The organism is Deinococcus betulae (genome assembly GCF_020166395.1).
GTDB classification, from domain to species: Bacteria; Deinococcota; Deinococci; order Deinococcales; family Deinococcaceae; genus Deinococcus; species Deinococcus betulae.
Window position 1 is genome coordinate 1 of record NZ_JAIQXU010000035.1, and the last position, 20,131, is coordinate 20,131.

Consider the following 20,131-nt stretch of genomic DNA (forward strand, 5'->3'; position numbering starts at 1 on the left):
TTCACTTGGAGCAAGAAGGACTGCCGGCGTGCCAGGAAGTCATCAAGCGAGGCATACATAGCCAAATCACTGTCGAGCCAGTAGAAGCGACCAGTGGCATCAATGAAGTAGGGCAACCACCCAGATTCCATCCCGATGGGGAATAATGGCGTCAACGTGAGCCGCTCTGCGCTTCTCACTTCCCAGCGGTCGGCGATATGTTCACACTGAAAGACCGTATCGCTGATCGTCAGACCATGCACCTGTTCCAGGAACGATCGAGCCGCGTCAAACACGGTCCAGCCTTGGCGTTCCATGCGCGCAAACACGTCGGTTAGGTCAACCCGTCGGCCTTCGAACCAACCACCTTGCTCGAACGCGCGTCGCGCCAATTCACTGAACTCAAGCTGCATCCCGCTCACTGTAGACGTTGACTGTGCCGTCCCGGAACGCACCTCAATCGGCCAGTACATTGACTCAACGGGTATGGCCGAGCAATTCCGTCGTGGACACGCCACTACCACTTGGCCGACACGCCCTAGAGGACCGCAGAACAGGTGGTGCTGGAAGTGGTCTGGCGCACCCGCTGTCTGGCGCTGATTCGCCCTGCCCGGACGGCGCACACCGGCCGGTCTCCTGGGGGGCTCGGCGCCCGTGTTAGCCTCGGGCCGATGACGTTTGCCCAGGCCGTGACCGACCGCACCCGCCGCCTCAACACGCGCCTGTGTGTGGGCCTCGATCCGCGTCTGGACGCTTACCGCGACCTGGCCCACCTGCGCGCCCACACCCTGGACGTGCTAGAGGCCACCGCCCCCTACGCCGCCTGCGTGAAGCCGCAGTTGGCCTTCTACGAGGCGGCGGGTCTGGCTGGCCTCCAGGTGCTGGAGGAGGTCTGCGCCGCTGCCCGAACCTTGGGCCTACCCGTGCTGCTGGACGGCAAGCGCGGCGACATCGGCTCGACCGCGCAGGCGTATGCCCAGGGCTGGCTGACTGGCCGCCACGCCGGCGCCGCTCTGACCGTCAATCCCTTTCTGGGCTTCGAAACGCTGACACCTTTCGTGGAGACCGCCCGCGCCCACGGCGGCGCGGTGTTCGTGCTGGTCAAGACCAGCAATCCGGGCCAGGCCGACCTGCAAGGCGGAGGCGTCAGCAAGCGGATGGCCGACGAGGTCACGCGTCTGAATGCCCAGGAAGACGGCGAGTACGCCAGCGTAGGCGCGGTGGTGGGCGCCACCCATCCGCGCGACCTGGCCACCTTCCGGGCCCAGATGCCCCGCGCCCTGCTGCTGCTGCCCGGCCTGGGGGCACAGGGGGCCACCGCCGCTGACCTGGCCCCCGCCTTTGACCCTGGCGGCACAGGCGCCCTGGCCAGCGCCAGCCGGGGCGTGCAGTACGCCCGTGGACTGGATGTAGACGCCAGTGTGGCGGCCGCGCAGACCTTCCGCGACGAACTGAATGCTGTGCTGAAGGCCTGATACGGATTCCGTCTATTGCGCGAACGCAGCGCGGGAAAGAACCGATTCGTTCACGCTACGCCCTTCAGCCCCCCGTTCTCCTGCTCGCTTTGCGGTGCAGCTGTCCCAGTTCACTCCGCTTGGATCATTGTTCCCAACGATTGAAGCGGAGTCCGTCTGAGGCTCAGGCCAGGCCGTCCAGCAGCCGCGCTATGTCCTCCTCGGTCGTGTAATGGGCAATGCTGGCGCGCACCACGCCCTGCGGATACAGGTCCAAATCCTTGAGGGGCTGAACGGCGTAGAAATGTCCGGCAGCCACATCCACTCCACGCTTGGTCAGGCGCAGCGCTGTCTGTTCGGGCGTTTCCCCCACCACACGGAAAGCCACCGTGCCCACGCGGCCCTGGATGCCCTGCGGGCCGTACACCGTCACGAGGTCGTGGGCCAGCAGGCCGTCCACCAGCCCCGCCATGACGGGGGCCTCTAGGGCCTGAATACGGGCCGAGGCGGCCTCCAGCGCTGGGCGGGTCAGCTCGGCGTGGCCGCCCAGGTCGCGCAGATAGTCCAGCGTGCCCAGCCAGCCGGCCAGCAGCTCGAATTGTGGAGTGCCATGTTCCAGGCCGGTAATGTCGCCCTGGGGAATAAACTCCAGCCGTGGCCAGGGCAGCGTGGCGCGCAGGTCGGGGCGAATCCACAGGGCGCCCAGATGCGGCGCCCAGACCTTGTAGGGGCTGAAGGTCACGAAGTCGGCGCCCCAAGTCTGCACATCCGGGAAGCTATGCGGCGCGGCGTGAACAGCGTCCACGATGGTCCAGGCGCCAGCGGTGCGGGCCAACGCGGTGATGGCTGGAATCTCGGGCGTGACCCCCAGAGCATTGCTGGCGGCCGTGACGGCCACCAAGCGCGTTTGGGGCGACAGCAGCGCCGAGAGATCGTCGGGGTGCAGGGTCATGTCCGGCTGGCGGGCGTGCCAGACCTTGACGGTGACGCCTTGCCGCTCCAGTTCGCGCCAGGGGCTGGCGTTGGACTCGTGTTCTAAGCCGCTCAGAATAATTTCGTCGCCGGGTCCCCACAGCCGGGCGAAGGCAGCGGCCAACCGGAAGGTCAGGGCCGTGGCACTCTGCGCCAGCGCCACATCTTCGGGGGCGGCATTCAGGAATAAGGCGGTGGCTTCCCGTGCCCGGTGCTTGAGGGCCAGAATCTCGCGGCCCGGTTGGTGGCCCGGCATGGCGTTGGTGGCTCCGTAGCGCGTGAGGTGATCGGTCACGGCGGCAATGGCACGCGTGGGCAGCAACCCGCCTGCCGCATTGTCCAGATACGCGCGCCCGCCCTGTAGGGGTGGGAACTGGGCGCGCAGGTCGTCACGGGTGGGCAGGGGGGCGGTCAGGGTCATGGCTGCGAGTCTAGTCCTCTGACTCGGGCCATAGACCAGACAATAAACGCCTCGGCCTAAGCCCTTTTTCAGAGGCTCTACGCGGGCAGAGGGCAGATGCCGGAGAACAGCCACCGCTTTAGCGTGAGACATGACAGAAGCCCAGCGCCCCCCCCGCACCTTTAGGCGCAATTATGTCGGCCTGGAGCACCGAACTGTCGGCCGCGCCAGCTTCACCACCCCGCGCTGCCCCATATGTCAATCGGCTCTGCGCAGCTGCGGAACACGCTGGCAGATTCCGGAGCGGACAGACGACCGAGGTTGGCAAAAGCTTGAGAAGTTCGCGCAGCGGCTAGAGAGCTGGACAGCAGAGCACCGTTTCACTGACGGGCCGCTCAGAGGACAGCAGAGTGAATACCGGGGCGAGGACCACCTCAGGCGAATGGTCCACCGACCCGGCGCCTGAAGGCAAAGCCCCCTATCTTCCCACCCTTTAACTCCGGTCCAATCGTCCAAAGGTGTGATGCGGGCCTCATGCGGTTTCCCTATCCTGCGGCCATGAGTTTCGTGCGTAAGCCCCGGCCCTACTCGTCGGGTCTGCCGTCAGCGCCGCTGCCCCCACCCGCCGCGCCGAGGGTCCGCCGCGAGCGTTCTCCCCGCACGCCGCGTGCCCACACGCCCCGCCTGCGCGCACCCCGGTCCTCATGGGCAGGGGCGGTGACCGCACTGGCGGGCCTGGGCGCCCTGCTGGTGCTCGTGGTCGGCCTGAGTGGACTGTGGAATCAGGTCACGCGCGACTGGCAGTTTCGCGCCGCCGCCGGCAGCGTGCTGGATGTGGTGCGCTGAGTGACCCGCGCCCTGCTGCGCCGCTGGCGTAACCCCTGGCCCCGCACCCCTTTTGTGCGGCGGCCCCAGCCGTGGACGCTGCGCCGAATCCTGCGGGCCACGCTGGCCGGGATAGGCGCCCTGACCCTGGCCACGCTGGGCGTAGGGCTGGCCGGTGCCCTTGCCACCGGAGCTCTGGGCCGGGTGTGGAACCTGCGGGCCGAACTGCAACCTATTGAGGTGCAAGACCGCCGGGGCGCGCCGATGGGCGTCATTGACCACTGCCAGGAGGGTGGCGCGGTGAACGCCGTGCCCTGCCGAGAGTCGCTGAGTGTGCCGCTGACCGGCGTGTCCCCCGCTTTCCTGCTGGCTTACATTGCCAAGGAGGATGTGCGGTTTTTTGCCCACTCTGGGGTGGACCCTGGCCGCCTGCCGCGCGCCGTGCTGACCGGCGCTGGCGGCAGCACCATCACCATGCAACTGCTGAAAAACAGCGTGCTGGCCGGGCACTTCGACTACGACACCGACCGGCGCGGGCCGCTGCTGACCCTGACCCGCAAGGCCACCGAGTTTGTCCTGGCCCCCCTCGTCACCTGGCGTTATGGCCGGCGCGAGGTGCTGGCCATGAGCGTCAACAGCCTGCCCTGGATTGGGATTGGGCAGCGCAAGGGCATTTACGACGCTTCACGCGCAGTCTTCGGCGTGGACCCCGCCGACCTGACCCTGGCCCAGAGCGCCTTTCTGGTGGGCCTGCTGCCCGCGCCGGGGCGCTATCTGGTGAGCGAGGACACCCCGCCTGAAACGGCCACCGCCCGCTTCCGCTGGATGCGGACCCAGCAACTCACCACCCTGAACATTCTGCGCGCGCACGGCCTGATCAATGAGGAACCATACCAGGCAGCGGTCGCCGCGCCACTGCAACCCCGGCTGTGGCAGGTGGAGTACGCCGGCAGCGGCGCTGACCTGCGCGTCGTATCGGCCACCCGCAATCCGGACTACAGCAACGAGCCAGAGCCCGTCTGGGCCATGCAGGGACTCGTGCGGCGCGAACTGCGCACGGCGGGCCTGGAGCCGCGCCGGGTGGGCCGGGTGGTCCTGACGGTAGACGCCGCCGCCCAGGCCGTTCTGACCACGCGGGTGCGCGGTGAGGGCGTCACTGGCGAGCGGGCTCCCGGCGTGGCCGAGGGCGCGGCGATTGTGGACGTGCGCGGCGGCGGCATCGTGGCGCTGGCCAGCAGCACGGGCGGCCTGCAAAGCAGCGAACCGGGCCGGCAGTGGGCAGCGTCAGCGGGGCGGCCCGTGGCCAGCACGGTTAAGCCGCTGCTGTATGCCCTGGCCTTTGGCGAGGGTGTCACGCAGCTGAGCACCTATGCCGACCAGCCCACCCGCTACGCCGGGCAAGCCATCGGCAACAGCACCCAGACCTTCCTGAACCGCCCAGTGACCGTGCGTGAAGCCAATGCCCGCAGCCTCAACACGGTGGCGGTGCAGGTGGGCACGCCGCGCGAGGAGGCTCTGCGGCGGACCCTCAGCGCCCTGAACTACCGCCCCGACCCCGAAAACCGCTCCAGCCCCGCCCTGGGCACCTTCCGCGCTTCGCCGCTGACCGTGGCGGCGGCGTATGCCAGCTTTGCCAATGGGGGCAGCCTCTGTCAGCCGCACCTGCTGGCCGAGGTTTATGACCGCGCCGGGCGGCCCCTGCCGCTGCCGCGCCCAACCTGCGCCCCCCTGTGGGATGAGGTGGTGGCGTACCAGACCTTTGACCTGCTGACTGGGGCGGTCAGCAGCAGCGCCGGCCACGTTCCGTTCCTGCGCCCCAGTCTGGCCCAGCGCTTTGCTGGCAAGACCATGCCGCTGGGCGCCAAATCCGGCACCACTGACGACGTAAACGACACCTGGTGCGCCGCCGTGACCCCGCAGTACGCGATGGCCGTCTGGATTGGCGACCCCGACGGCCGCCAGAGTGTGCCTGTGAACCTCTACCGCGCCCAGACCGCCTGCCGCGAGGTGGGCCTGCTGCGCGACCTCCCCCACGACCGCCGTTCCCTCACGCCCCCACCCGGCATCACCCTGGTCGGCGGGGTCGCCGTGCCCCTGGCAGGCCTGAAGCCGCGCAACCCCACACCACCCACGCCCTAGAGGTCTTTGAGTTATGGTTCTGTCTTCCCTCCTGACTTTGTCTCTCCTGCTGCCCACCCCCATGAGCGCCTCCAGCCTGCTGGGCCTCTCCACGCCGCCGCTGCACTTCACCGTGGCGGTGGACATGACCGGCAGCAGCAAGAATCCCGCCTTCAAGTACGCCGACCAGGCGCGGCTGCTCTCGCAGAGCGTGCTGCTTAACCAGCTGCGCTCGGGGGACACGCTGACGCTGCTGCGCATCTGTGAGGGGGTGCAGACAGTGGCCGATTTCAAGTTTTCTTCCAAGAACGGGGCCAGGATGGCCAAAGCCGACATCCTGCGCTACACCGCCGCACTGACCAAGCCGTGCACCGGCAAGGGCAGCGCGATTACGGCGGGCCTGGCCCAGGCGGCCCGGCGGTCCACCCAGACGGCCAGCGTGGGCGACGTGGTGGTGCTGTTTACCGACGGCGCCCTGCTGGACGACCCACAGCGGGCGTCGGTGAGCAGCACCGTGAAAGGACTGTTGGCGGCCCAGACCACGCGGCTGCTGTTCGTGGCGGGCCTGAGCCCCGAGCCAGGGGCGGGGGGAGTGTCGGTGCGCGACTCGTTCGTGAAGGCGCTGGGCACCAGTGGCAGTCACAGCAAGCTGCTGCTGGCCGGGGCCTACGACCTCTCGAACGTGTACCCCACCTTTGCGAATGTCGTGAAAGGAGCGCGGCGATGACCGAGCGGCCTGAGCCTCTGTCTCCCCCCGCCCTCTCTCCCGACCTCGCCCCCGAGTTTCGGCCCCTGTCGCGCGTGACCCTCAGCGGCCCCGACCTGGGCGACGTGAATCTGGAATTTGCCGAGGAGGAGGCCGCAGCGCCTCTCCCAGCGCCTCCGAAGGTGCCGGACCTGGTTCCTGCTCCAGACGACTTTGACCCCCGCCTCTACGAGCCGGCCCTGCCGCGCCCCGACCCGCTGGCGGCCGAGGGCTTTATGCCGGTGCTGACGCCAGGGCACTTCGTGACCCTGCTGGACGAGTTGCGCGGTGAACTGCAATTGATCCCGGCCGAGGCCGCGCGCGCCGCCCTGGTGTCGCGCTCGCGGCTGCTGACGCTGAACGTGGAACAGTACCGGGTCAACTACGACCTGGCCCGCGTGACCCTGAACCGGGTGCTGGCCGAAACCGGGGTGGGCGTGCGGGGTAGCTGGGCGCGGCAGCAGGAACACCTGGCCTTTATGAATGCCGCCAGCAGCGGCGTAGAGCGCGCCTACGAGCAGGCCACCGCCGAAATCGAGCAGGCCCGCGCCGAGCGCTTCGAGGCCCTGACCCGCGCGGGCGTGCGCCCCGACACCGTCACGGCCGAGGACTTTTACACCCAGCAGGCCGCAGCCCAGCTGGCCGCCGAGGGCCACACCGTGCGCCCCCCAGAGCAAAAAAGTGGCTCCAAGCGCGTATTCAACGGCTTTGCGGTGTTCAGCAAGTTCTTCGTGGGGATTATCAGCGGGGTCAGCATCAACCTGCTGTTCAACCCTGAATCCCGGCTGTACCTCACCCTGATTGCCCTGACCGCCGGGGTCATGTTCAGCGTGCTGCTGCTGTGGCTGGTGGACGAACTGGCCTACCGCGCCAAGCTGGCCCCCAGCACGCCGGGGATGGCGCGCCCCAGCGCCTACCTTGCCGGAATTGCCGCCGTGGTGGTCCTGTATCTGGGCGTGGAAGGCTACCTGAACTGGGACGGCATTCTGCGCACCACCCAGGAAATTGCCGCCAATGCCGCGCAGCAAGGGCAACTGACCGACCTCAGCGCCGCGCCTGAGGACACAGGCTTTACGCCGCACTGGTCGCTGCTGGTCTTTACCCTGGCCCTGGTGGGGATGGCAGCGGGCGCCGCGCTGATTCAGGGCCGCGAACGGGCCAGAACGGTTCTGGAACGGGAGCGGCTGGGCGCGCGCATGGCACTGCTGAGGGGACAGGGGGCGTGGCAGGAAGCCGCCCGCGCCGCCGACCGCGTGGCATATCTGGAAGACGCCCGCGACCGCCTGGCCCCCCCGCGCGACGTGACCAGCCCCGACCACGCCCGCCTGAACGAGCGCGTGCTCAGCCACTGGGAACAGGAACGCGACACCCAGGTACAGGACATAACCGCCGCTCTGATTCGGGAAGCCCGAGTTCTGCAAGAGACGTTGGAAGAGTTTGCCGCGCAGGTGCAGGCCGCCCGCTTTCCAGCGCCGCGCCGAGGCCTGGGGCGTCTGCTGGGCTAAGCGCTGGTAAGCGGAACGAGGGATGAACCGCAGGGACTAGCGGTTCATACGGACTCTGATTGAATTGAGCAGAATGCTCGCTGAGCTCCGAGCGGACTTGGAAAGCTGCGCAGCAGGCTTGAAAAGCTCCGCAGGAGAGCGAGCAGAAACAGATGCGGATTTCGCGATATGGAAGCGCAGATGGTGCCTGTCCGGCTGTGCTGCAATTCAGCGGAATCCGTATCAAAGCAGAGACAAGGCGCCGCTCTGGCTTAGATCTGGGCAACTCCGGGACACTTACGACTAGAGGCTCTTAAGGCTCACCGCTGGGCGGCGCCAGCACTCCTAACCTCTGTAACTTCCGCCTCACCCCTCCCACGACAGAGGCCCAGGCAACTTTCCCTGGGCCTCCACCTTCTTCTGCGTTACTGCCGCGCCTCTTTAATATCCAGGCGGCCCGTGAATTTGCTGTAATCCACCACCAGTTCGTATTTGCCCTGGGCACCGTTGGCCAGCACGTTCAGGCCCCACTGGCCTTTGGGGCAGACCTGGCCGGCCACCTGCACGCCACGGGGGTCCAGCAGGCGCAGGGTGATGGTGCCCCGGTCCACCTTGCAGATGCCGCGCACCCCCAGGGTTTGCTTCTCGTCAAAGGCATTGAAGCCGTAGCGGCTCTCCCCCGTCGCGTTCAGCATGTACGTGGGGGTCAGGGTGACGTACCCAAATCGCAGACCAAACGTGAAGTACATCAGCGTCAGGACAAGGGCCAGAGCCGCAAAAAGCAAGCGCATTGTGAGTCAGTGTACTCCGCCCACACGGGGGGGCAGGCGCAGAACGGCACTGCCCCCCAGCCGGGGGCGGTTACATCGGCCCAGGCCGCAGCGCTGCCCCCAGCCGGGCCGCCCCGCCGCGCAGGGCTTCAGGCGGCAGATGCGCAAACCCCAGCAGCACGGCTGGCATGCCCATACCGCTGACCAGTGGCCCCACCGGCGTCAGGCCCACTCCCTGTGCGGCGGCCTGGGCCAGCACATCGGCCTCGGTCCAGGGATCAGGCAGAGGCAAGTAGACATGCAGCCCGGCGGCGACAGGCACGGCAGACCAGCCGGGCAGGGCGGCGCGTAGAGCCTCCAGCAGCACCTCCTGCCGGTGGGCCAGCACCTGCCGGGCGCGGCGCAGATGGCGGCTGTAGGCGCCGCTGCCCAGCACGTCGGCCAGCGCCAGGGCGTCCAGGCGGCCCGGCACCCGGTCAGTCAGGGGGCGGGTGCCAGTCAGCACGCGCAGCACCTCGGGCGGGGCCACCAGAAACCCGCTGCGGGTCACGGGGGCCAGGCTCTTGCTGAAGCTGCCCAGCAAAATCACCCGCTCGGGGGCCAGCCCCTGCAGGACAGCAGGCGGGCGACCCGCGTGGTGCAGGTCGGCGGCGTAATCGTCTTCCAGAATAAAGGCGCCCGTGTCCCGCGCCCAGGCCAGCAGCGCCTGCCGCCGGGCGGCGCCCAGGGTGACGGCCGTGGGGTACTGACACCCCGGCGTGACGTAGGCCAGGGTCGCCGCGCCCGGCAACTGCTCGGTTTGAAGACCTGCGCCGTCCACGGGCACCGCCACCACCTGCGCCCCGGTAGCGGCCAGAGCGGCGCGCGCGCCCGGATAGGTGGGGTCTTCGGCCACCGCCACCCGCCCCGGTTCCAGAAACACGCGGGCCAGGGCGTCCAGCGCGCCCTGCGTGCCGCCGGTCAGCATCACCATGTCGGGCGTGACCTGCGCCCCGGCCGAGGCATTCAGGTGCGCGGCCAGGGCGCGGCGGGTGTCCAGCGGCCCCAGCGGATCGGAGTCCCCGCCGCGCGTGGCCTGCCCGGCGCGGCGGGCGAGCGCCTGCGTCCACGGCCCCTCGGGGTACAGCTCGGGGACCGGCTGGCCCACCCGGAAATCCACGGCAAAGGTGCCGCCTGCCTCCTGCACCTGTCCGGCCAGGGCGCGCTGGGCCCAGCGGCTCAGGGGCAGGGCAGCCGGCATGGGGGGCGCGGCCGTCAGGGGCGGCGCGCTAACGACCGTGCCGCTGCGGCCCAGGGCGCGCACGTACCCTTCGGCCTCCAGCTGGGTCAGGGCGTCCACCAGCGTGTTGCGCGACACGCCCAGCGCGCTGGCCAGGCGGCGGTGACCGGGCAGGCGAGCCCCCTCGGGAATCAGGCCGCGCGACACGGCCTCACGCAGCAGGCGGGCGGTGTGGGCGCGGCGCGTTTCGCCGGGCTGTGCAGGCGGGAGCGGCAGGTCTTCCAGCCAGGCGCCACTGGCCTCTGTGCTAGTGGGGAACGTGCTCAGCGGCGCAGCTCCCGTTCCAGCCAGGCGCGCTGCCCCCCCTCGGCTTCCAGCGCCTGCCCAGCCAGCGTCAAAAAGCGCTCGGCGGCAGCTTCGGCGGCCGCCGTGGTGGTTCCGTACGTGGCCGGGTCGCGCAGCAGTTCGCGCAGCAGCGGGAAGACTGGCGTGGCCGGGTGCAGTGTTGCCCCCACCCGCACATCGGCTGGCCAGTTCAGCAACCAGTCCAGGGCGTAGGGCGCAGGTTCCAGCACACAGCCGCCAGGGTAAGGAATCCGGCCTGGCGCAGGAAAGGTCACGGCGTCACTCATACAGCCAGCATGCGCCTCAGGAGACAGGGTTGACCAGAGAGAAGAGCACGAATGGAGGTTTAGCCGAGGGACAGTGATGCAACTGGCGAACGGTTGACAGGCGGCCCTCTTCCAGATGTCTGTGCTGCTGGTGGGACAGAGCAGGACCGCTCTCTCCCCTTCAGCCTCAGAGACCGCCGTTCCGAACGCCAGAAACACCCGACGCCACAGCTGCTCCCCAGCACACCCCACAGAAAAGAGGCCGCACGGGCCTCTCTTCTCCTTCCCCGTCCTGTTTAACCCACCGCTGGAGAAGTTTCCAGGGCGCTCAGTACGGCGCGGGTAAAGGTCGCCGTGTCGGCCTGGCCGCCCAGGTCGCGCGTGGGGTGCGCCCGCAGCGCCAGGGCCACGGCGCGGTCAATCTGGTTGGCGGCGTCGGGGCGTTTCAGGCCGTGGCGCAGCAGCATGCCGGCGCTCTGAATGGCAGCGGCGGGGTTGGCGATGCCCTTACCAGCAATATCCGGTGCGCTCCCGTGAATCGGCTCGAACAGTCCTGCACCGTCGCCCAGCGACGCGCTCGGCATCAGGCCCAGGCTGCCCGGAATCACGGCGGCCAGGTCGCTGAGGATGTCGCCAAACAGATTTTCCGTGACGATCACGTCGTAGCGGCTGGGGTTGGCCACGATGAGCATGGCCACGCTGTCCACATACTCATGGTTCAGGTGCACCGTGCGGTACGAGCGGTCACGCAGCGCCTGCACGTCGCGGCGCCACAGTTCAGAAACCTCCAGCACGTTCGCCTTGTCCACGCTGGTGACGCGGCCCTTTCGCTGCTCGGCGGCCCAGAACGCGACTTTGGCGACCCGCTCCACCTCTGGGGTGGTGTACCGCATGGTGTTATAGGCCGCCCCACCCTCAATCTGGCGGTCTCCATCAAAGTAGATGCCGCCCAGCAACTCACGCACAATCAGGATGTCCACGCCGCGCGCCAGATCGGGTTTCAGGGGCGAGAGGTGTTCTAGGCCCGGCTGAACGCGCACCGGGCGCAGGTTGGCGTAGCAGCCCAGTTCTTTACGCAGCGCCAGCAGGCCGGATTCTGGTCGCAGGGCGCGGGGCAGGCTGTTCCAGGGGCTGTCGTGCGCGCCGCCCACCGTACCCAGAAGCACCGCATCGGCGTCTTTCAGGGCGTCACGGGTGCGCGGGGGCAAGGGGTCGCCGTACTGGTCGTAGGCGCCGCCGCCGATAGCATGTTCTTCCAGGGTCAGGTCGGGGGCCACTTCGCGCAGCACGGCCACTGCCGCCGCCGTGATTTCGGGGCCGATACCGTCGCCTGGCAGGGTCACAACTTTGGACATAGAAACTCCTTTGAAGGGGTGTGGAAGGTTGGCTGTGTGAAGAGAGAGGGAAAAACCCTACAGCCTCCGCTCTACACCTTCTTGCTCTTTCATATATTCCAGCCAGCCGCCCGCCTGTTGCACGTCCAGGGCAAACTGGGGCACCGGCACAAAGGTCAGGGTCTGCCCGGTGCGGGTGTTGGTGATGGTGCCGCCGGCCAAGTCCAGCTCGGCCGGGTCGCCGTCCTGAAAGGCCTCGACAATCCCGTCGCATTCCAGGGCCAGGAAGCCGTTGTTGATGGCGTTGCGGTAGAAGATGCGCGCAAAGTTGGGAGCAATCACGGCCCCAACCCCCGCCCCCCGCAGCGCCCACACCGCATGTTCACGGCTGGACCCACAGCCAAAGTCGGCTCCGGCCACGATGATGTCACCCGCCTGCACGCGCCGCACAAAGCCCTGGTCGTAATCTTCCATCGCGTATTTCGCCAGTTCGCTTTCTATGTCGGTGGTCAGGTGGCGGGCGGGAATAATTTCGTCGGTGTTGATGTGATCGCGGGCAAAGACGTGCACGGTGGGCATAGAAACTCCTTAGGTAGAAAACGCAAGATTCAACAGCAGAGCCAAGGCGCCCGTGACCGGAACACCCAGGGGCGGCCATATTGCCGAACGCTGGTGGTGCTGCGCGGTAGCCAGGCCCAGACAGATCAGCCACAGCGCTGCCCACAGCACCCATGACACCGGAAAGGTCAGGTGACGCCACGCCACCGATTCATCCAGAGTGAATTTCATCAGCAGGGCGACAGGCACTGCAGTCACCGCGCTGGCCTGCACCAGCCGCGCCCGGTCGACAGGCCAGCGCCACAGGCCATAGCCCAGCCAGGCAGCCCACAGCAGGGCACCCAGGCTAAGCAGGCCCGGCACGGTCATCTCAGGCGTCTCCAGCGGCGAAGGCCCGCAGCTCCTCGGGCACTTCCTCGCCGTACAGGTCGCGCCAGGCAGCGCCATCAAAGGTCACCTCAGATTCCATGAAGGTCTGAGCCAGTGGGTCGGGGTCCGTCAGAGCGTCCACCGGCACGTCCAGCCGCACGGCCACGGGCACCGGCAGCGCGGCGCCTTCGGGCACACTCAGTTCGTCCGCAAAGGTGCCCAGCAGCAGCTCGGTGGTCCACTCGGCCCACTCGGCCGGGTCGCCAGCTCCAGTGGCGTCTTTCAGTTCGGTGCGCAGGCGCTCGGCGTCCTCATCGGGCACCTCGCCGGGCGCCCACTCTATGCGGCCATCGGCGTAGACGGTCACGGCCACCGTGTCCAGGTCAAAGATGTCTGCCAGTTCAGGGGGAAGGCCGTCCTCGGTGGCCTCGCCGTCTTCATAGGAAATCCAGGTGTCACCGTTTTCGGTGTAGCTGCTGCCGCCCGCCTGCGGGGTGACCTCGACATTGCCCAGGGTGGCGAAGGCCAGGCTCAGGGGCGACTGCAAGGGGGCGGGCTGGCGCAATTCAAAGGTCACACGCCGGGCCAGAGGGGCAGGCGCCGCCTCGTCCTGCACGGCGTCCTGGTGCAGGGCCAGCCAGCCGGCGTCGTCCTCGCCGTGCCACTCGCGCGTCAGGGCTTCCAGGGCTTCAAGCAGTTCAGCAGGTGGCTCGGGTTCGATGTCCACGCGGCCCTCGCGCCACTGCTCGGCGCGGTAGGCGGCCACCACTTCACCCTGAAGGCGCGCCGCTGGGTGCTGCATCAGGTAATTCAGGGCCGCGCGGGGGTCGGCGTTGGACGGAAACGAGGTCCACTTCTGGCCGTCAAACGAGTGCCCTTCTTCACGGACCCGCACCCGGCCGCCTTCCACGCGCAGGTCACGGCCCTCGGGCTTGGCCCCAATCGCCAGTTCGCCGGTCAGGCGGCGGTGCGGCGGCACGGGGATGGTCTCCACGTCCTCGGCCGTGTCCAGAAACTTGTCCACCCGCCCGTGCATGACCAGTTGCGTGCGGTAAGCGCTGTTCCAGGCCGCGCCGTAGGGGTGCGCCAGCTTCAGGGCCGATGCCAACTCTTCTCGCAGCCGGGCGTCCTCAGGGGCCCTGACGAACGTCAGCACCCCATCGGCGTCCATCAGGGCTTCAAAGGGATGCACGGCGGGCATCAGGCCCAGTTGTTTGCGTCGTTTGGCTTCTCCCATAGCGGTTAGCTTAGACCGGCCTGCGCAGCCTGGGGCGGGGTGAGGCGTCGGCGCCCTAGGCCCGTAACCGTTCGCGCAGCGCCCACACTACGACGAACAGCGCTATGGGCCTGACGGGCGACACCCCTAACTTCAGGAGGCCCACCAGCACCAGCCCACTGGCGCCCGCCACGATAGCTTGCCGGGCGACCTCCCAGAACCGGTCGCCAGAACGCCACCAGGCCATGAAAAGGACGAGCGTGAGCGCCAGCACCAGGCCTCCGGGCACCGCCTGCGCGGCGCGCCTGGACAGCGGCAGTTGCTCGGCGCCCAGCAGGCGAAAGGCCAAGACCATGCAGGCCAGCACGTAGCCCCCAAACAACCCTCCCTGCGCCCAAATCTCCACTGTTAATCGGCAGCATTGTACTCACGCGGGTCGCTGATGTAGCCCGCAATGGCGCTGGCGGCCACCGTCGCCGGACTGGCCAGGTAAACCTGCGCGCTGGGGTCGCCCATGCGGCCCACGAAATTGCGGTTGGAACTGGAGATACACACGTCGTCCGGGCCCAGCACCCCCGAATGCATGCCCAGGCAGGCCCCACAACTGGGGTAGCTGACGCTGGCGCCGGCGTCCACGAAGACTTCTAACAGACCTTCCTGCGCCGCCTGTTTCCAGATGGCCTGGGTGGCGGGCACCACGATCATCTGCACGTTCTCGGCCACCTTGCGGCCCCGCAGAATCCGTGCCACATCGCGCAGGTCGCTGATCCGGCCGTTGGTACAGCTGCCCACGTAGGCGTGAGTCACAGCGATCTGGTCGCTGCCCGCCACCCGCCCGTTGCTGGGAATGTGGGGGTAGGCCACGGTGGGCTCGACCGCGCTGGCGTCAACCTCGACCACCACCTTGTAGGCCGCGTCCGGGTCGGAGTGATATTCGGTGTACTGCTCGGGCGAGACGCCGCGCGCCGACATGTAGGCCCGCGTGGTGTCATCCACCGCCACGATGCCGGTTTTGCCGCCGGCCTCAATCGCCATGTTGGTGAGGGTGAAGCGGCCTTCCATGTCCAGCGCGTCGATGTAGTCCCCGACCCACTCCATGACCATATAGTTAGCGCCGTCAGCCCCAATCCGCTTGATGACCTCCAGCACGATGTCTTTAGGCGTGACGCCCGGCTGCGTCTGCCCCGTGACCCGAATGAGCATGGTCTCGGGCACCTTGAACCAGACCTTGCCCGCGTAGATGGCGCCGGCCAGGTCGGTGCTGCCCACGCCTGTGGCAAAGGCGCCCAGTGCCCCAGCGTTGCAGGTGTGGCTATCACCGCTGACCAGGGTCTGCCCCGGCTTCATCAGGCCCGTGTTTTCCAGCACCACATGGGCGATGCCGCCGCGCCCCACGTCGTAGAAGTGCTTGATACCTTTGGCCTGCACCCAGCTCTTGAGCTTCTGGTACATCTTGGCGGCCTTGATGTTCATGGCGGGAACGCTGTGGTCAGGGACCGCCACAATCTGGTCAGGATTGAACACCTGGTCCATGCCGCGTTCTTCCAGCATGCGCAAGGCAGCGGGCGTGGTGATTTCATGGCACAGGACCCAGTCGGTGGCGCACTCCAGCAGTTGGCCGGGCACCACCCGGTCGTGCCCACTGTGCGCCGCCAGAATCTTTTCCGCGATAGTCATTCCCATAAGAATCCCTCCAAACAAAAAGCCCCCGGCGCAGGTGGCCGGGGGCGCGGTGAATGAACGCTAGGCTGCGCTCAACGCCCCCAACGAAGAAGAAGAAGGTTGGTCTGGGCGGTGAACATGGCGGCAGTGTACGGGGTACGGCGAAGGGGCTGGAAAATTGGTGTAGATGGGTGCGAATCAGCAAAGTTGCCTGATGACTTTCTGATGAGAGGCCTGCCCCCGTCGGGTGGATAGGCTGGTCGGCGGGTCAGTGGTCAAGTTCGTATGTCAAACCGTTTAAGGTCCATTAGAATCCTGAGCGGCTATGAAGAAACTGCACCTTCCCACCGCCATGCTGGGCCTGACCGTTCTGCTGACCGCCTGCCCTCAGCCTGATCCGCCGCAGCCTCCTAAACCAACTCCCTTCGCCTTCACGGTCAATCTGACTGGTGTCAGCTCTGCACCCGTCAAGGTCACGAACACCACGACGAACGCCGTCTTGAATGAAGGGGCGCTGGCCAGTGGGAAGACGTTCAGCGACCTGAGCGCCGGCACTGTGCTGAAGATTGAGCCCGGTGCAGTGAACGGGTACACTGCGCCTGCGGCTCAGACCGTGACGCTGGACGCGAACAAGACGGTGACGCTGGAGTACAAGGCCGTACAAGCCCCCGGCAACGCTGTTAAGAATGACAGCATTCAGGGCACGGTGACGGGTATTCCTTACGCGGGTAAAGTCGTGCTGGCGGATGCCAGAGGATTTGATGCGAAGAACGCAGGGACCCTGAGTGCCTCTGGCAGCGTGTCACTGCCACTTAATGTTGCCCCAGCAAACCTTTTCCCCATTCTGCCCACTTATGGAAGCGACTGCACCTTTACTGGCACAGCTAGCGACAATCCCAGCGTCCGCTTCTTCACCTCAATGGATGTCATGAACGCCGAAGAAGACCTGTTGGCCTCTATTGAGGAAATTGCGTTAACAGGTGCAGTTGCTGGTAGTCGTGTCGTTCGCGTGTACAGCACCTCAGCGGCAACGATTAAGGGCACAGTAAACTGCATGTACACAGGCAGCTACACCTTGGACCTAACGCTACAAGCGGGCTGGAACGCGATCACCTCAAGTTCGACCGCGTCAAGCTCTGGCCTGAAAAGCGTCACTGGCGATGTCCGCAGTGAGCTGCGCGCCAGATTATATGAGCCCCGCGTCACGGTCCAACTGCCCGACGCCGCGCTTGATTTTACCGCCAACGATACGGTGACTGTTCCCGTTAACTTCTATCAAGACGGAGCCTTCAACGGTCAGGTCAGCTTGAGCACCAGTTTTCCCGGCCTGACGGTGGAGCCGGCCACGCTGACGCTTCCTGCCCTCAGCACCCAGAGCGCGGGCGCCGCAGCCTACCTGCGTGGCCTGGGCCTTTCGCCACAGCGCGTCAAGACCAATCTGACCTTCCGTTACAGTGGCGGCTACGCTGAAGGGCCATTCCGCCTGATAGTCAAAGACGCCGCAGGTAAAGAGGTAGGCGGGGGCAGCGGTACTTTTGATGCGCGGCGCCCAGGTATCGGGCTGAGCGTCTCCGATTCTTACAATCTCGTCTTGCGCCCCGAAAAGACACTGAATATTAATGTCAGTGCGCAGAGTATTGGGGGCTTTACCGGAGACGTGACTTTTAGCGCCACCGACCTGCCCACAGGCGTGACAGTTACGCCAGTCACTAAGTCTCTCAGCAACTTCGCTTCGGCGCCCGTTACACTTCAGGCCGCTGCCAACGTCGTGCCCGGCGCCTATAGCATCACTATGACGGCTGAAGTCAACGGTGTCATCAAAGCCACAAGTAAGGTGAATATCACCATTCCTAAGCCGAGCGTGAGTATCTCGGTGCCCTTCTACAGCAATGTGTCAGTTCATCAGGGTAGTGAAAGTACCGTTTCGGTTGATGTCAGAAGTGTGGAAGGCTTTACTGGAGCCACCACTGTCACACTGACAAACCTGCCAGCTGGGGTGACAGCCACAGCGAAGCCGGTCAACATTACTCCTGGTACCACCACAACGATGCAGATTCCGGTGCGTGCCGCCGCCGACGCTGGGCTAGGCAATGCGACTATCACTGTTACCTCGCCTGACCTGACCTCGAACTCTCAAGACACCACAGTTACGTTGAGCGTGCGTCCGGCCCGCACTGCCCTGAACGGCAGTGTCAGCCAGGCAACGCGCGCCACTGAAGGTGTATGGGGCATCACTGGCGGTCAGTATGACAACGCGGCAGGCATTTATATGTCGGCCCTCACCCGCTTGACCATGGCGGGCGCGGCTACCACAGTCTATGTACCTGGTGCGTCCCCGCGCCTGATTACCACCAGCGGCGGCATCATCGCTGGCGAGGCCACGAAAGAAGTGCTGATCAGCGATACAGGGATCAAGACGACTTTGCCTGCGGGCCCTAGCAATGCCGTAGTGATGAGTAGCCAGACAGATAGCCTGGGCCGCGTCTGGCTGATCCGGCGGGTCATAAGTGGTGTGGGCGGCTACACGGATAACCTCGCCGTCTGGAACCCCAGCACCGGCACCGTGCAGGACGTGAACGTTGAGGCCAACTACGGTTACTCTGGTGGGCAGTTCATCTTTAGCCCAGATGGCAAAAAGGCGCTGTACATCAACGAGTCCATCGGTGACACGCTTAAGATTGATACGGTTGCTACCACAGCCAGCAAACTGACGATGGTAAGTGGTGCCAGCGGTGGCGCTATTGCCAATGACGGCACTGTTTGGTTTAGCACCTACAACCAACTGGCCCGCGTCAATGCCGACGACAGTGTGACCAAGTTCAACGTCAACGTTGGGCGCCTGAAGGGATTCGACTTTAATAACTCCGGTGTGCTGTGGGGGGCTGATTCCTACTCAGTGTTCCGGGTTAACGCTTCTACGAGCGCCGTAACCTCTATCACGGTAGGCGACATTACCTCGGCAGTCCTGGCGACTTCAGGTGGCCTCAATGTTATTACGCAGGAGTATCTGGTCTCTGGCAATCGGCCTTACTACCTGTCTTATCTGAAGTAAGCTCCGATACGGGAAAGGCCGCCTCTTCCGATCAGGAACGAGGCGGCCTTTCTTATCGTCCTTGCGCCTCTATTCCTACCCCAAATCCAGATCAATCATCGGCGGCGCCTCTGCCCTCACAGGCTCTGCCGTCCGCTGCACGTTGGGAATGGCCACTGGCGTACTGCGGTCCAGTGGTTCATGGGCCTGCCCAGGCTGCACCCAGACGGTGCCGGGGCTAGCAGGACCGCCCAGTGGGCGCGGGCTTCGGGGCTGGGCCTGCTGGCGGGCGGCGCGAATGATGCCGTCTACCTCTTCTTTACTCAGCAGGCCTTTTTGTTCCAGGGTGCCCAGAATGCCCAGCACCATCTTGCGGGTGAACTCGGCTTCTGTGGCGGGGTCTTTGGTGCTCATACGCAACAGGGTAGCGCGGAAGTGATGTCCCACCAGGGCGCGCGGCGTTCCGTGAAGTGGGCCAGGGCACGGACGACGAACAGCTAGGGAATGATATCCTTGTGCCCGTCTGAAAGCGTGGTGTGAATGGTCACCCACACGGCATAACAAGTCGCCCTACAGTGGCTGAGGGCGAACGCAGGTCGGCAACACAGGGCAAAGCTGCCGAGGAGGAGTTAAGGATGTACCGAGGAAGAGAAGGGCAGTGGGCCTTCCTGCTTCACCGCCTGTCAGGGCTGGCGATTCTGACTTATTTGCTGCTGCACGTCTTCAGCATTGGGTCGTTTATTTTTGGCGAGCGCTTTTACATGGCCATTCACGAGACCTACGACTTGTGGCCCTTCCGGATTGGGCTGTTGTTTGTCACGGCCGGCGTGGTGTATCACGCCTTTAACGGGCTGCGCATCATCATCATGGACTTTACGGGGTTTGGCGTCGCCTACCAGCGGCAGATGTGGTACGGCGTGCTGCTGATCAGCGTGGTGGCCTTTATTGGCGCGGCCTGGACACTGTACCCGCGCCTGATGGGAGGCTACTGATGATTCGCGCCCGCACCTTCACCGATGCCCGGCAGCAGTCCCACAATAATGCCGAACTGAACTGGTGGATTTTCATGCGGATCAGCGGCCTGATTCTGGTGTTCCTGATTCTGGGGCACATCTACATGACCTTTATTCAGGTCAGTGAATCGGACGCCACCTTTGACGCTGTGGTCAATAAACTCGCCAGCCCCGCCTGGAAGTTCTACGACTGGCTGATCCTGGCCCTGTCCCTGATGCACGGGGCCAACGGCGCGCGCTACTCCATTGAAGATTACGTGCGCTCGCGTCCCAACCGGGCCTGGGTCAAAGGCGTGTTTTACACCGTCATTGCCCTGGTGTTCGCGTTTGGCACTGTGGGCCTGTTCTCCATCTAATCCGGCAAAGGAAGA

At 65.8% G+C, this 20,131-nt stretch carries 20 protein-coding genes; 8 read left to right on the plus strand and 12 right to left on the minus strand.

What is annotated here, in order from left to right:
• Nucleotides 1–392: SUKH-3 domain-containing protein (locus tag K7W42_RS19635; protein WP_224576845.1), on the minus strand; the 392-nt coding region annotated here is incomplete at its 3' end.
• 258 nt (nucleotides 393–650) lie between these two features.
• On the opposite strand from K7W42_RS19635, the gene pyrF reads away from it, so the two are divergent.
• Nucleotides 651–1,454, plus strand: a complete 804-nt coding sequence (pyrF, locus tag K7W42_RS19640; protein WP_224576846.1) for an orotidine-5'-phosphate decarboxylase — start codon at nucleotides 651–653, stop codon at nucleotides 1,452–1,454.
• Between the two features lie 163 nt (nucleotides 1,455–1,617).
• Here pyrF and K7W42_RS19645 read toward each other — a convergent pair whose 3' ends face one another.
• Complete coding sequence (locus K7W42_RS19645) at nucleotides 1,618–2,826, minus strand: cysteine desulfurase-like protein (RefSeq protein ID WP_224576847.1); 1,209 nt, start codon at nucleotides 2,824–2,826, stop codon at nucleotides 1,618–1,620.
• Between the two features lie 537 nt (nucleotides 2,827–3,363).
• Between K7W42_RS19645 and K7W42_RS19650 the strand changes: the two genes are divergently transcribed.
• From K7W42_RS19650 to K7W42_RS19665, 4 genes are read left to right on the plus strand one after another with little or no spacing between them, the layout of a single operon-like run.
• Complete coding sequence (locus tag K7W42_RS19650) at nucleotides 3,364–3,651, plus strand: hypothetical protein (RefSeq protein WP_224576848.1); 288 nt, start codon at nucleotides 3,364–3,366, stop codon at nucleotides 3,649–3,651.
• Nucleotides 3,652–5,769, plus strand: coding sequence for a transglycosylase domain-containing protein (locus K7W42_RS19655; protein ID WP_224576849.1), 2,118 nt, complete (start codon nucleotides 3,652–3,654; stop codon nucleotides 5,767–5,769). It abuts the gene before it with no gap.
• Between the two features lie 13 nt (nucleotides 5,770–5,782).
• Nucleotides 5,783–6,475: a vWA domain-containing protein gene (locus tag K7W42_RS19660; RefSeq protein WP_224576850.1), complete on the plus strand. Its 693-nt coding sequence runs from the start codon at nucleotides 5,783–5,785 to the stop codon at nucleotides 6,473–6,475.
• Nucleotides 6,472–7,998: a hypothetical protein gene (locus tag K7W42_RS19665; RefSeq protein ID WP_224576852.1), complete on the plus strand. Its 1,527-nt coding sequence runs from the start codon at nucleotides 6,472–6,474 to the stop codon at nucleotides 7,996–7,998. Before K7W42_RS19660 ends, K7W42_RS19665 begins: the two co-directional genes overlap by 4 nt.
• Nucleotides 7,999–8,402: 404 nt before the next feature.
• Here the strand turns inward: K7W42_RS19665 and K7W42_RS19670 are convergent, their stop codons facing one another.
• The 9 genes from K7W42_RS19670 to K7W42_RS19710 all read right to left on the minus strand — a co-directional run bounded on the left by K7W42_RS19670 (nucleotide 8,403) and on the right by K7W42_RS19710 (nucleotide 15,737).
• The gene (locus K7W42_RS19670; RefSeq protein WP_157457610.1) at nucleotides 8,403–8,768 is read right to left on the minus strand and encodes a hypothetical protein; all 366 of its coding nucleotides are present in this window, start codon (nucleotides 8,766–8,768) and stop codon (nucleotides 8,403–8,405) included.
• A gap of 70 nt (nucleotides 8,769–8,838) precedes the next feature.
• Complete coding sequence (pdxR, locus tag K7W42_RS19675) at nucleotides 8,839–10,317, minus strand: MocR-like pyridoxine biosynthesis transcription factor PdxR (protein WP_369411402.1); 1,479 nt, start codon at nucleotides 10,315–10,317, stop codon at nucleotides 8,839–8,841.
• Nucleotides 10,290–10,598 carry a hypothetical protein gene (locus tag K7W42_RS19680; RefSeq protein ID WP_224576853.1) on the minus strand — a complete coding sequence of 103 codons (309 nt, stop codon included), beginning with the start codon at nucleotides 10,596–10,598 and terminating at the stop codon, nucleotides 10,290–10,292. Before K7W42_RS19680 ends, pdxR begins: the two co-directional genes overlap by 28 nt.
• 275 nt (nucleotides 10,599–10,873) lie before the next feature.
• A complete protein-coding gene (gene leuB, locus K7W42_RS19685; protein ID WP_157457607.1) occupies nucleotides 10,874–11,932 on the minus strand; it encodes a 3-isopropylmalate dehydrogenase in 1,059 nt (352 codons plus the stop codon).
• Nucleotides 11,933–11,989: 57 nt separating this feature from the next.
• Nucleotides 11,990–12,490 carry a 3-isopropylmalate dehydratase small subunit gene (locus K7W42_RS19690; RefSeq protein ID WP_224576854.1) on the minus strand — a complete coding sequence of 167 codons (501 nt, stop codon included), beginning with the start codon at nucleotides 12,488–12,490 and terminating at the stop codon, nucleotides 11,990–11,992.
• Between the two features lie 9 nt (nucleotides 12,491–12,499).
• A complete protein-coding gene (locus K7W42_RS19695) occupies nucleotides 12,500–12,838 on the minus strand; it encodes a hypothetical protein (protein ID WP_224576855.1) in 339 nt (112 codons plus the stop codon).
• A 1-nt stretch (nucleotide 12,839) separates the two neighbouring features.
• A complete protein-coding gene (locus tag K7W42_RS19700) occupies nucleotides 12,840–14,075 on the minus strand; it encodes a hypothetical protein (protein WP_224576856.1) in 1,236 nt (411 codons plus the stop codon).
• Between the two features lie 55 nt (nucleotides 14,076–14,130).
• A complete protein-coding gene (locus K7W42_RS19705) occupies nucleotides 14,131–14,409 on the minus strand; it encodes a hypothetical protein (RefSeq protein ID WP_224576857.1) in 279 nt (92 codons plus the stop codon).
• Between the two features lie 53 nt (nucleotides 14,410–14,462).
• Complete coding sequence (locus K7W42_RS19710; protein ID WP_224576858.1) at nucleotides 14,463–15,737, minus strand: 3-isopropylmalate dehydratase large subunit; 1,275 nt, start codon at nucleotides 15,735–15,737, stop codon at nucleotides 14,463–14,465.
• Nucleotides 15,738–16,041: 304 nt separating this feature from the next.
• Between K7W42_RS19710 and K7W42_RS19715 the strand changes: the two genes are divergently transcribed.
• Nucleotides 16,042–18,768, plus strand: a complete 2,727-nt coding sequence (locus K7W42_RS19715) for a hypothetical protein (protein WP_224576859.1) — start codon at nucleotides 16,042–16,044, stop codon at nucleotides 18,766–18,768.
• Nucleotides 18,769–18,843: 75 nt separating this feature from the next.
• On the opposite strand, the gene K7W42_RS19720 is transcribed toward K7W42_RS19715, so the two are convergent.
• Nucleotides 18,844–19,161, minus strand: coding sequence for a hypothetical protein (locus K7W42_RS19720; RefSeq protein WP_224576860.1), 318 nt, complete (start codon nucleotides 19,159–19,161; stop codon nucleotides 18,844–18,846).
• 161 nt (nucleotides 19,162–19,322) lie between these two features.
• Here K7W42_RS19720 and sdhC point away from each other — a divergent pair, with 161 nt between their 5' ends.
• Together sdhC and K7W42_RS19730 are read left to right on the plus strand one after the other, a co-directional pair.
• Nucleotides 19,323–19,739 (plus strand): succinate dehydrogenase, cytochrome b556 subunit, encoded by a 417-nt coding sequence (sdhC, locus tag K7W42_RS19725; RefSeq protein ID WP_224576861.1) that lies wholly within the window; start codon nucleotides 19,323–19,325, stop codon nucleotides 19,737–19,739.
• Nucleotides 19,739–20,116 carry a succinate dehydrogenase hydrophobic membrane anchor subunit gene (locus tag K7W42_RS19730; RefSeq protein ID WP_157457598.1) on the plus strand — a complete coding sequence of 126 codons (378 nt, stop codon included), beginning with the start codon at nucleotides 19,739–19,741 and terminating at the stop codon, nucleotides 20,114–20,116. Before sdhC ends, K7W42_RS19730 begins: the two co-directional genes overlap by 1 nt.
• The last annotated feature ends 15 nt before the right edge of the window (nucleotides 20,117–20,131 follow it).